Origin of the sequence: Phyllobacterium brassicacearum (assembly GCF_003010955.1) — a bacterium.
Taxonomy (GTDB): Bacteria; Pseudomonadota; Alphaproteobacteria; order Rhizobiales; family Rhizobiaceae; genus Phyllobacterium; species Phyllobacterium brassicacearum.
In genome coordinates, this window is the sequence record NZ_PGGO01000004.1 from 97,679 (window position 1) to 109,682 (window position 12,004).

The following is a 12,004-nucleotide window of genomic DNA, read 5'->3' on the forward strand; positions in this document are numbered from 1 at the left end:
TGATGGAGAGGCCCCGAAGGGCCTTTCATTAACTGCCGATAATCCGGTTCGCCGCCGAGACAATTCCCTCGAGCGAGGCGGTCACTATGTTCTTGTTGATGCCCGCCCCGAAGATCCTTCCAGCCGGATGCTCGATTTCCATGTAGCTGATGGCAGCTGCGTCGGACCCGTGCTGCAGTGAATGTTCCGAGTAGTTCACAACCGACAATCTCATACCGAGATAATGCGACAATGCATCGATGAAACCATCGACAGGTCCGGTGCCCCGGCCCTCGATCCGCTTGGTTTCGCCGTGGTCGGTAATTTCAGCGGAAAGGATCCGCATCCCTTTGTGCTCAGTATCCGGATAGGTGTGGTGATCGACAAATTTCAACCGGGCATTGGGTTGTTCGACATAAAGCTCCTGGAAGCGCTCATAGATGCGCTTGGAGGGCATCTCCTTGCCTTCTTCGTCGGTGATCTGTTGGATATCCTCGCGGAATTCAACCTGCATGCCGCGCGGCAGGTTCAATCCATAATCGGCCTGGAGAATATAAGCGATGCCGCCCTTGCCCGACTGCGAATTGATGCGAATGATCGCTTCATAGCTGCGTCCAACGTCCTGCGGATCGATTGGCAGATAAGGTACTTCCCAGAGCGTCTTGTTTGCCTGCTTGATCGCTCTCATGCCCTTGTTGATCGCGTCCTGATGCGAACCGGAGAAAGCCGTGTAAACCAGCTCGCCGACATAAGGATGCCTCTCCGGGATCACCAGTTGATTGGAATACTCGTAGACATCCTTCATCCGGTTGATGTCGGAGCAGTCGATTTCAGGATCGATGCCCTGCGTGAACATATTGAGAGCCAGTGTGACGATATCGACATTGCCCGTGCGCTCGCCATTGCCGAACAAGGTGCCCTCGACGCGGTCCGCACCAGCCATCAGGCCGAGCTCAGTCGCTGCAATACCCGTTCCGCGGTCATTGTGCGGATGCAGGGAGATGATTAGGTTTTTACGATTGTCGAGCTGCCGGCACATCCACTCGATACGATCCGCATAGATATTCGGCGTCGACATCTCCACTGTGGAAGGCAGGTTGATGATCAGCTTATTGTCTGGAGTCGGCTTCACGATCTCGGTCACCGCGTTGCAGATTTCCAATGCAACTTCGAGTTCAGTACCCGTGAAACTCTCCGGTGAATACTCGAACCGGTAGCCGCCACCAGCCTTGGCTGCCATGTCGGTGATCATCTTGGCCGCATCGGTCGCGATGGACTTGACCCCGTGCACGTCCTTGTTGAACACAACACGGCGCTGCAGTTCGCTGGTCGAGTTATAGAAATGAACGATCGGCTTGTGAGCGCCTTCCAAGGACTCGAAAGTGCGGGTGATCAACTCGGGCCGACACTGCACCAGCACCTGCAGCGAAACGTCGGGTGAGGAATTGCCTTCTTCCACGCACCAGCGAGCGAAATCGAAATCCGTCTGGGAGGCCGAAGGAAATCCAATTTCTATTTCCTTGAAACCCATGTCGAGCAACAGCGCAAACATACGCACTTTGCGGTCGTGCCCCATTGGATCGATGAGTGCTTGATTTCCATCGCGCAAATCGACCGAACACCAGATCGGTGCCTTTTCGATGCGCTTGGACGGCCACTGCCGGTCCTTGAGTTCAACGAAAGGATAGGGCTCATATTTCTTGGCTGCGCTGGGCATGCCCGCATTTTGTCGAGGGGCGATCATATCGGTCATTTGCTTCTCGTTTCCGGCCGGATGCGGACAGTTCTCGCGCAATCTCGGCACTTTCTCAAGCGTTACATTGATCTTGCAAAGGGATAAGGAGCGATAGCCTCGCGGCGGTTTCGACCGCCGGACGCTCCTCTCAACGAGCCCGGCGGTCGCCGATAAGGTCGAGGAGAAGCGGGAGGAGGAACGCGCAATTCGTCAGGCCCGCAGAGGCGGACGAAGCGAAGGTCTGGTGGGCCGGGCGCGTTTTCATAGGTCAGACAAATAAACGACTGTCTGAGCCGATGCAAGTAGATTGGCTTCGAAGTTGCTCAGTTCTTTTTGAGCTCGGCGGTCGCACCGGACAGCCATTCGCTGACGACTTTCACATCGTCTTTGCCAAGACCGTGATCCGACTTGATGGAACGCGCTTCTACGCGAGCGCCATGCGAGCGCAGCAAATCCTCCAGGGCGGGCGCATAGGGTGCATAAAGCTGGTCGGAAGCGCCGGAAACTGTCAGCACGCGCGCGTTGGCGAGGTTAGCTTCCGAAATGCCGGTCAAGACTGGCATCGAACGCAGGAGCACAGCCTGTTTCACCAAATCCGGATACAGCATCATGACTGCATTGACCAGGTTCGCACCATTGGAATAACCGAGGAAGGTCGTGCGGTTTGAATCGATCTTGTATTCCCGTGTGACCTGTTTCAGGAATTCGGCAAACGCCTTTGCTTCGGAGCGAATGTCTTTCTGGTCAAAACTGACGGGAGTGAGCCGGCGGTACCAGCGATTCGAGCCGTCTTGGACCACTCGCCCGCGTACGGCAAGAAGCAACGCGTTGGGTGCAATCTTCGATCCGAAAGAGACAAGACTGGTCTCGTCCTGGCCAGAACCATGCAACAGCACCATCGTATCGCCATTTGGTGCTTCCGGGCGATAGATGCGGTACTTGAATGCCAAATTCTCGTGGAGCGATCCTTCGCCTTGGGGAAGAATGTCGCCTTTGATCGCCTTCTTCAAAATGTTTGCACTGCCTGTTGCAACGATATTGATGGGCACAACCTTCACCGGCTGCTGCGAAACTGCCTTGTTCTGCGGAGAACAGGCGTCTGCCTTGTCATTTTTATCAACATCGGGAATAGGGTCAACCGTATCGGATAAAACCTCCGCCTTAGCGGTCTGTAGCTTGTCGCAATCGGCGATGCTGCGGCCGCTTGCAGGAGGCGCCACGGCAAAGAGAGACATACCCGCAATCAGTGCATAAAAGTACAGTTTACCCATAAGTTAATCCTGGCAGTTTTAGAGCAAAGGATATTCAGATAGAATCAGTTCTGTTTCTCGGATGGCGAGACAATCCCCTTGACCTTGTCCACGAATTTCCTCCGGCAGAATGGTTCTATCTGGATATCCTTTGCTCTAAGGTTAACTAAGCTTGTAAACAGCCGCGGTTACCCGCTCGGCGCTGCCATGCGTATTGGCGCTCGATCCTCAATTTCGGGAACTGATGCGTACCGCCAAATTTACTGTCCCCTGACGTACGCCCCCGGCGTCGCATCAATGATGGAGAATTGCATTGCTGGGTGAGATGTGCCCCCGCGCTGCATCTATGTCAACATAATTGTAACGAAATCATGACCGACTGAAACAATCCGTTACAGAATGTTGCAAGTCTGCATCGAGCGAGCCTTCGAAGAAATTACGCAATCAGGCCCTTGAGCTTCACATGTTGCAGCAGCATGACCGTCTTGGCGTCGACAATGCGATGCTCCTCGACCATGACCAAGGCCTCGTCCAGTGTCATTTCCAGAACTTCGATGTCTTCGCCCTCGCCCGCATGACCGCCCCCATCTGAAATGCGGTCGGCCGCATCATAAGCGGCAATGAAAAATACAAGGCGCTCGGTGACGCTGCCTGGACTCATGAATACGTCGAAGACTCGCTCGATGTGCTGCAAACGATAACCGAGTTCTTCCTCGGTCTCCTTGCGCGCAGTCGTTTCCGCATCGTTGTCATCCAGCAGACCAGCGCAAGCCTCAATCAGCATGGGATCATGCCCCGTGACATGGGCCGGCAGACGGAATTGCCGGGTGAGCAGCACCGTTCCACGGGTTGGATCATAAGGCAGAACCACGGCACCATTGCCGCGATCATAGATCTCGCGCGTATGAGGCTCGGTCTGCCCGTCGCGCCGCACGAAATCATAGCTGTATTTTTTCAGAGTCCCCCAATTGTCGGAGAGGAGCTCTACTGATTTCATACGGACAGGACTGTCGCTCATACGGGAAACTCCAGCAAAGTTGAAAGCTACGCGAAAGGTACAGCGACCGTGCCAAGCGGCAATTTCGCTTCGTCCTCCGGTTCGACATGGATAACCACACTGGCATCGGGAATCTGTTGCATCAGCGCGTTTTCGATGCGGTCACAAATGATATGCGCGTCGCCAACGCTCATATTTGCTTCGACCACAAGATGAAACTCGATGAAGGTCATGCGACCGGCAATGCGGGTTTTGAGGTCATGCACTTCCAGCGCGCCACCGGCATTGGCAGAAATGACGTCGCGAATGCGCATCGTTTCTTCGGTTGCGACACCGACATCCATCAGCCCCTGCACCGAGCTGCCGATGACATTCCAGCCTTGCCATAGAATGTTCAGCGCTACGATAAAGGCAAGGAGCGGATCCAGGAAGGTCCAGCCGGTTGCTATGGCACCGACCAAACCAGCGAACACGCCGACCGATGTCACAACATCGGTCATGATGTGTTTGCCATCGGCTTGCATGGCCGGAGATCGGTGCTTTCGTCCGCGATTGATGAGCAACGATGCCCAGAACGCATTGATTATTGTTGCCCCGCCATTGATCGCGAGACCGAGCCATGGCTGGTCAAGCGTCCTCGGTGTTGCCCAGGCAAGCCAGACCTCACGCAGGATCAGGAGCGCGGCCACTACAATCAGCACGCCCTCGAGCACCGCAGAGAAATACTCCGCCTTGTGGTGGCCGAAAGGGTGGTTTTGGTCCGCCGGCTTGTAGCTGACGCGGATCGCCCACCAGGCAGCCATTGCCGCTACCACATTGACGATAGACTCCAGAGCATCGGAGTAGAGCGCGACGGAACCGGTGAGATAGTATGCGCCATACTTCATAGCGAGCACGGTCAGTCCGATGAATATCGACCAGAACGCCAGACGCTGAACCGTCGTACTCTCACTCATACTAGGCCGCTCGCTCCTTCGCACGTCGCGGCAGATGCGCCACGACATTCTCGATCATGCGCATACCAGCATTGTGGCCAAGTGTCATGATCGATTCCGGATGGAACTGCACCGCCGCGATTGGTTCGCTCTTGTGCTCGAAAGCCATGATGACACCATCTTCGGTTTCTGCGGTAACGACAAATTCGTCCGGCAAGCGAACGGGATCAGCGAAGATCGAATGATAACGACCAACCGTCACTTCCTTCGGCAGTCCGGAAAAGATCTTACCTTGCTTGGTGACCCGGATACGCGAAGGTTTGCCATGCATCGGCACATGAAGCTGGCGGAGCGTTCCACCATAAGCCTCAGTCAGCGCCTGCAAACCAAGGCAGACGCCGAAGATCGGCAAATCCCGTTTCCGCGCCTTCTTGATTGTCGCTTTGCAGTCAAAATCCTCCGGTGTGCCCGGTCCGGGCGAAAGCACGACGAGATCCGGTTTGATCCGGTCAAAGATTTCATCCGGCACAGGCGTTCGAACCGTGCTCACAGTCGCCCCGGTCTGACGGAAATAGTTCGCAAGCGTGTGAACAAAGGAATCTTCATGATCAACGAGAAGGATCGACAGCCCCTCCCCGACACGTGCCACAGCCCGCTCTTCTGGAAGGACGTTGCTCTTGTGCGCCTCCCGAACCGCTGCGATCATCGCCGAAGCCTTCAGCTCTGTTTCAGCCTCTTCCTCTTCGGGCACCGAGTCATAAAGCAGAGTAGCACCGGCGCGAACCTGCGCGATGCCGTCCTTGATGCGGATCGTGCGCAGCGTCAGCCCGGTATTCATGTCTCCATTGAAGTTGACCATGCCAATCGCACCGCCGTACCACGCGCGCGGGCTCCGCTCGTTCTCTTCGATAAAGCGCATGGCCCAAAGCTTCGGCGCACCAGTAACCGTCACGGCCCAGGCATGTGAGAGGAACCCATCGAATGCATCCATGTCTTCACGTAAACGCCCCTCGATATGATCGACCGTATGGATCAGGCGTGAATACATTTCAATCTGGCGGCGGCCAATCACGCGGACTGATCCTGGTTCACAGACACGGCTCTTGTCGTTGCGGTCGACATCCGAGCACATGGTGAGCTCGGATTCGTCCTTTTTCGAGTTCAACAGCTTGATGATCTGCTCGCTATCGGCGATCGCATCCTCGCCGCGCTTGATGGTGCCAGAAATAGGGCATGTCTCGATGCGCCGGCCAACCACACGAACGAACATCTCCGGAGAAGCTCCAACCAGATATTCATTGTTGCCGAGATTGATGTAGAACGAGTACGGCGACGGATTGATGGCCTTCAAGCGGCGCGAAATGACGGATGGGCTGGTTTCGCATCGCTCATAGAACGTTTGACCAGGCACGACTTCAAAGAGATCACCGCGCTTGAAACTGTCTTTCGCCTTCTTCACCAACTCCGCATAGTCGCCCGGATGATGATCGCCGCGACCCGGGATCACATCCGTCGGTTTGAACGGTTCCGCAGCCGTATCCCGTGGCAGACCCTCCGTCGAGGCGCCATCAAATGCATATTCGTAGCGATCGAGCCACGCCTTGGCAGCATGGTGGTCGACGACGAGGATTTCGTCGGGCAGGTAGAGCACAATGTCACGCTGGTCGTCCGGGCGCTTCAGCTTGTACTCGATAGGGTCGAACTGGAACGCGAGATCATAGCCAAACGCGCCGTATAGACCGAGATTGGCATCGTCTTCAGTAAAAAACAGCGCGACTATCGCGCGCAGGACAGTGAATACGGATGGAACGCGAGAGCGCTCTTCTTCCGTGAAGTGACGGGATGGTAATGCGATTTCAAGCTCCAGCCTGGTCACGCCTGCGGAGAGCAGGGACACTTCTTCAAGCGCCGCAATGGCTTGTCTAATGGGTGCGAGCAGAATTTCGCCACGCTTGTTGAGCGCCTCGATCGTCATGTGGCGGCCGTTGGAAGTGATGACCACGGGTGGGTCGACAATGGCCGTGTCCCATCGCGTATAGCGGCCCGGATACTCGTAGTTGGACGAGAACACCGCGCCGCGCCGCTCGTCCAGGGCATCGACATAGCTGTCAATCGCACTGGCATAAGCCGTTGCAATTCGTGACCGGGAGATCGTGACACCGCCCGCAGTGTCGAATATCTCGACGTCGCCCTCAATTCTATGCATCCTGATCTCCACTCTGTTGCATCTGGCCTTGGGGGCTTCTGGCGGTCAAACAAAAAGGCCGCCCGGAAAACCCGTTGCGGCCCTGTTCCCTTTTCACAAACATGCAAAAGGCTGCCTGGCCGCTATCAGCGAGCCCACCACCAGCCATTTGCAAGAATGCGCGTGTTCATGGCGGTGATTGTTAGCTGCATGCAGCGCCGCTTGCAACAGCAAAAATATGCCTGGATTTGACAATGCCGCAAAATGAACCAGCCTGTCACAAAATAGAAACCTGTTCGATATAGTTGACGTTGTATTTCGAATATCCAATTTCAAATGAGTACTTTTCCTATGACCTTACGTCTAATAACAATGATGATCCTATCAATCTCTCTGACCAATACTGCCTACGCACAAACAAATGGCGACAAAACGATGATATCGCCTGATGCATGGCTATATCCTCTCAACGAAATATCTCAGGTCGCCTGCCACAATTGCTTTGAGCACCGATTTACGACGGCCAAGGGGTCATTCAGTACAGTATTGAATGACATCAAAACTCTGGAGATCGATTTTTGGGATCAGAAGACGCTGTTCCTGGGTGGGCAGCCGAAAGCTTGGTATGTACGGCACGACGCCAATTTCCTTGGATTTTTCAATTCCGGCAATGACAATAGTTGTTCTGGCGATGGGAACGGCACGAATGATTTGCGTGCATGCCTCAAAGACGTCAAGCGCTGGAGTGACGATCACTCCGATCATTTTCCGATCATCATTATGCTCGATAAAAAGCAGTCTTGGTCACACGTTCAAGGCAGCGATAGAAAGCCGGCGAATCTTGATGATCTGGTAAGAGATGCTTTCAAAGAGGCGCTCTTCGCTCCGAAGGACCTGTTTGCATTCGCTGAGCCGGAAAAGCCTTTGGACAAAGATGGCGACACTCTGCAGGCGCGAGTCAAAGTCAAAGGCTGGCCCAGGCCCAGCGACTTGAAGGGGCGCATCTTGGTAGTGTTGAACGGCAGTGATGTGCTCAATGTGGGATTGAGTGTAGCGAGCCAAATCTTGAACATCCTGGTCAAAACGTCATTCAAGGTCGATGATTGCGTTATGAACCAATACCTTGATGAGCAAGGCTTAAACGCGGCCATGTTTGTTGCACCAAACCTGAGCACAGAGGCAGAGGTCAACGGAAAATCCGGTTGTATAAGTGCCAAGAACGCAAAGTTTGTTGTCATGAACAATATGGACGCTAGTCATAAACATTTGTCGGGGAAGGCTTATAATGAAAAACACCTCACCCGAGTTTGGGGCAATGATCACGAGGCCTTTTCCGCGCAGGTTGCCAGCAAGACAGGTTTAGCAACTTACGACAGATATCTCGCACAGAAGAAAGCCTCCTATCGAATAGTCCATATCCCGCCAGAGACACCTGTTTCAGAATAAACCCTCGATCAAGCCATCACCATTCAGATGGATACGCTCGGCCGATGGCGACTTTGGCAGGCCAGGCATGGTCATGATCTCACCGCAGATTGCCACGATGAAACCGGCACCGGCGGAGAGACGGACTTCCCTCACATGGACGACATGATTGACCGGCGCACCTCGCAGATGCGGGTTTGTCGAGAATGAATATTGGGTCTTTGCCATGCAGACAGGGAGGTTGCCATACCCGGCGTCCTCCCATTGCCGCAATTGTTCGCGTACGCTTGCGTCGGCGTCCGCCTCAGCGCCGCGATAGATGCGCTTGACGATCGTCTCGATCTTGTCGAACAGTGACAACTCGTCTTCGTAGAGCGGCGAAAACTGCGCTGCGCCGCTTTCGGCAAGGGCGACGACTTTGTGCGCCAGATCTTCTATCCCGGCAGAGCCTTGCGCCCAGTGCTTACACAGGATCGCCTCGGCGCCATGGGCCGTAACGAACGCCTTCACCGTCGCAATTTCGGCTTCCGTATCCGCCGTGAAATGGTTGATGGCGACAACCACCGGCACGCCGAACTGCCGGACATTCTCCATGTGGCGGCCGAGATTGGCGCAGCCCGCCTTGATGGCGGCAATGTTTTCTTTACCCAAATCTTCCTTGGCAACACCACCATGCATCTTCATCGCGCGGACTGTGGCAACTATGACAGCTGCGGCCGGTTTCAGCCCCGCCTTGCGGCATTTGATATCGAAAAACTTTTCTGCCCCAAGATCTGCGCCGAAGCCTGCCTCCGTCACGACATAGTCGGCAAGTTTCAGCGCCGTTGTCGTGGCGACCACCGAATTGCAACCATGGGCGATATTGGCAAACGGCCCGCCATGGACGAAAGCCGGGTTGTTCTCCAGCGTCTGCACGAGATTCGGCTGCATTGCGTCCTTGAGCAGCACCGCCATCGCCTTGTCTGCCTTGAGGTCGCGGGCATAGACGGGCGTCTTGTTGAAGCGATAGCCAATGATGATTTCACCCAGCCGCTGTTCCAGATCGTTCAGGTCAGTGGCAAGGCAGAGAATCGCCATTACCTCCGAGGCAACGGTTATGTCGAAGCCCGATTCTCGCGGAAACCCGTTGGCAATCCCGCCCAGCGACGATGCGATGTCACGCAAGGCGCGGTCGTTCATGTCCATGACCCGACGCCAGGTAATGCGGCGCGTGTCGAGATTGAGTTCGTTGCCCCAATAGACATGATTATCGATCATCGCCGCGAGCAGATTATGCGCCGCAGTCACGGCGTGGAAGTCGCCGGTGAAATGCAGGTTGATGTCTTCCATCGGGATGACCTGCGCATAACCACCGCCCGCAGCTCCCCCCTTTGTCCCGAAACAGGGACCGAGCGACGCCTCGCGGATACAGACAATGGCCTTCTTGCCGATGCGATTGAGCCCATCGCCAAGCCCGACCGTTGTGGTGGTCTTGCCTTCGCCGGCCGGCGTCGGACTCACGGCCGTGACCAGAATGAGCTTGCCATCCCTCGCGTCACGCTTCGAACGGATGAATTCCGCCGAAAGCTTGGCCTTGTCATATCCATAGGGCGCAAGATGTTCGGGTGGAATGCCAATCTTTGCGCCGATCTCGAGTACAGGCTTTTTCGCCGCTGAGCGTGCAATCTCAATATCGGATTTGACGATAGCCATCGGCAGTCCCCCCATATCGGAAGTACGTCAAATAGCATTCTCGAAGCGAATTGGGGATAGCCCGAACTGACTATCCCCAATTGTACGCCGGAAGTTCTCCGTTTTCCTATTCGCCCATGGCAATCAGGCTCGCATTGCCACCGGCGGCTGCGGTATTAACTGAAACCACCTGCTCCAGTGCGAAGCGCGAGAGGTACGCGGGTCCGCCTGCTTTTGGCCCGGTTCCCGAAAGACCCGATCCACCGAACGGCTGAGTGCCAACAACCGCACCGATTGTGTTGCGGTTAACATAGACATTGCCGATATCGAGCCGGTCGATAACCTTGGTCACCGTCGCTTCGATGCGCGTATGAAGCCCGAACGTCAGGCCGTAACCTGTCGAGGCAATCTGATCGAGCACCTTGTCGAGGTCCTTGGCCTTCCAGCGCACCACATGCAGCACGGGACCAAAGACTTCGCGCTCCAGCGCTTCCGGGCGGTCGAGCTCGACGATATGCGGCGCAAAGAACAGACCGTCCTTCGGGGCGTCACCGGCATAGCGCACCTTCTGGCTCTTGCGCATCGCCGCAATGTGGTTTGACAGCATCTCGCGCTGTGCCTCATCGATGATCGGCCCAACATCTGTCGAGGGTAGCGAAGGATCGCCAACCGTCAGCTCCATGGCGGCGCCTTCGATCATTTCGAGCATGTTGTCGGCGATGTCCTCCTGCAGGTAAAGGATGCGAAGTGCCGAGCAGCGCTGGCCAGCAGAACGGAATGCCGACATCACGACATCATCTGCCACCTGTTCGGACAGCGCCGTCGCATCGACGATCATGGCATTGAGGCCGCCCGTTTCTGCAATCAACGGGACGATCGGGCCCTTCTTGGCAGCTAGTGTTCGGTTGATAGCCCAGGCCGTGTCGGTCGAACCCGTGAAGGCGACACCGGCAATCTCGGGATGAGAAGTCAGCGCCGCACCAACTGAACCGTCACCTGGCAAATAGAGCACTGCGTTCTTCGGCACACCGGCCTCGTGCAAAGTGCGAATGGCTTCATAGGCAATCAGCGGCGTTTGTTCCGCGGGTTTGGCAACCACGGTGTTACCAGCGGCCAACGCCGCCGTTACCTGACCGAGGAAAATCGCCAGCGGGAAATTCCACGGGCTGATGCACACAAAAGCACCCCGGCCGCGATGCCGCAGCTTGTTGTCTTCACCCGTTGGCCCCGGCATGACTTTGTCGGTGCCGAATTGCCGCCGTGCCTCAGCCGCATAGTAACGGCAGAAATCGACCGCTTCGCGAATTTCGGCAATCCCGTCATCGATCGTCTTGCCTGCCTCGCGCGACAGAAGATCGAGAAGTTGATCGCGCTTGCCTTCAAGGAGGTCCGCCGCCTTCTCCAGAGCCTTGGCTCGCATTTCCACAGATAGACGCGACCACGACGCGAAACCTTTGCGGGCAATGCCCACTGCCTTTGCAGCCTCATCGGCAGTCGCAAACACGACGGTGCCAACTGTCGATCCGTTGACGGGCGAGATCACCTTCTGGGGTTTACCGGATGTCTTGGCGCCGTCAATCAGCGCAACCGCGTCGACGCTGCGCGAAGCCTTGACGATGCCGCTCAGCAATCCGGCAAGCTCCTTCCGATCGCCAAGTTCGACGCCGGCGGAATTGGCACGTTTACCGTAGAGCTTTGCTGGTAGCGGAATATTTGGATGCCTGTAGCCCTTACCATCGTTCAGTTTCTCGCTCGGCCGGATCAACAGGTCGGCAATAGGCACGTCATTGTCACCCACGACCGAAACAAAAGAAGAGTTTTTTTTTT

At 55.7% G+C, this 12,004-nt stretch carries 8 protein-coding genes; 1 reads left to right on the top strand and 7 read right to left on the bottom strand.

Features of this window, described 5'->3' with window-relative positions; all coding sequences use genetic code 11:
* Positions 1-28 precede the first annotated feature (28 nt).
* The 5 genes from leuA to CU102_RS07605 form a co-directional block, all read right to left on the bottom strand.
* Positions 29-1,732 carry a 2-isopropylmalate synthase gene (gene leuA / locus CU102_RS07585; RefSeq protein WP_166648416.1) on the bottom strand — a complete coding sequence of 568 codons (1,704 nt, stop codon included), beginning with the start codon at positions 1,730-1,732 and terminating at the stop codon, positions 29-31.
* Between the two features lie 305 nt (positions 1,733-2,037).
* Positions 2,038-2,985, bottom strand: coding sequence for an alpha/beta hydrolase (locus CU102_RS07590; protein ID WP_106710499.1), 948 nt, complete (start codon positions 2,983-2,985; stop codon positions 2,038-2,040).
* A 415-nt stretch (positions 2,986-3,400) separates the two neighbouring features.
* Positions 3,401-3,982, bottom strand: coding sequence for an NUDIX domain-containing protein (locus CU102_RS07595; protein WP_106710500.1), 582 nt, complete (start codon positions 3,980-3,982; stop codon positions 3,401-3,403).
* 26 nt (positions 3,983-4,008) lie between these two features.
* Positions 4,009-4,917 (bottom strand): cation diffusion facilitator family transporter, encoded by a 909-nt coding sequence (locus CU102_RS07600; protein ID WP_106710501.1) that lies wholly within the window; start codon positions 4,915-4,917, stop codon positions 4,009-4,011.
* A 1-nt stretch (position 4,918) separates the two neighbouring features.
* Positions 4,919-7,102 (bottom strand): anthranilate synthase, encoded by a 2,184-nt coding sequence (locus CU102_RS07605; RefSeq protein ID WP_106710525.1) that lies wholly within the window; start codon positions 7,100-7,102, stop codon positions 4,919-4,921.
* 330 nt (positions 7,103-7,432) lie between these two features.
* Here CU102_RS07605 and CU102_RS07610 point away from each other — a divergent pair, with 330 nt between their 5' ends.
* Positions 7,433-8,527, top strand: coding sequence for a Ca2+-dependent phosphoinositide-specific phospholipase C (locus CU102_RS07610; protein ID WP_166648417.1), 1,095 nt, complete (start codon positions 7,433-7,435; stop codon positions 8,525-8,527).
* Here the strand turns inward: CU102_RS07610 and CU102_RS07615 are convergent.
* Positions 8,519-10,198: a formate--tetrahydrofolate ligase gene (locus tag CU102_RS07615; protein ID WP_106710503.1), complete on the bottom strand. Its 1,680-nt coding sequence runs from the start codon at positions 10,196-10,198 to the stop codon at positions 8,519-8,521. The two genes, CU102_RS07610 and CU102_RS07615, sit on opposite strands and share 9 nt — an antisense overlap.
* A gap of 106 nt (positions 10,199-10,304) precedes the next feature.
* Positions 10,305-12,004, bottom strand: a 1,700-nt coding sequence (gene putA / locus CU102_RS07620; protein WP_146146465.1) for a bifunctional proline dehydrogenase/L-glutamate gamma-semialdehyde dehydrogenase PutA, incomplete at its 5' end; no start/stop codon positions are given.

Bases quoted from the DNA above. Each gene is read 5' to 3' on its own strand.
- CU102_RS07600 (WP_106710501.1), bottom strand. From the start codon at position 4,917: ATGAGTGAGAGTACGACGGTTCAGCGTCTGGCGTTCTGGTCGATATTC.
- CU102_RS07615 (WP_106710503.1), bottom strand. From the start codon at position 10,198: ATGGCTATCGTCAAATCCGATATTGAGATTGCACGCTCAGCGGCGAAA.
- leuA (WP_166648416.1), bottom strand. From the start codon at position 1,732: ATGACCGATATGATCGCCCCTCGACAAAATGCGGGCATGCCCAGCGCA.
- CU102_RS07605 (WP_106710525.1), bottom strand. From the start codon at position 7,102: ATGCATAGAATTGAGGGCGACGTCGAGATATTCGACACTGCGGGCGGT.
- CU102_RS07590 (WP_106710499.1), bottom strand. From the start codon at position 2,985: ATGGGTAAACTGTACTTTTATGCACTGATTGCGGGTATGTCTCTCTTT.
- CU102_RS07610 (WP_166648417.1), top strand. From the start codon at position 7,433: ATGACCTTACGTCTAATAACAATGATGATCCTATCAATCTCTCTGACC.
- CU102_RS07595 (WP_106710500.1), bottom strand. From the start codon at position 3,982: ATGAGCGACAGTCCTGTCCGTATGAAATCAGTAGAGCTCCTCTCCGAC.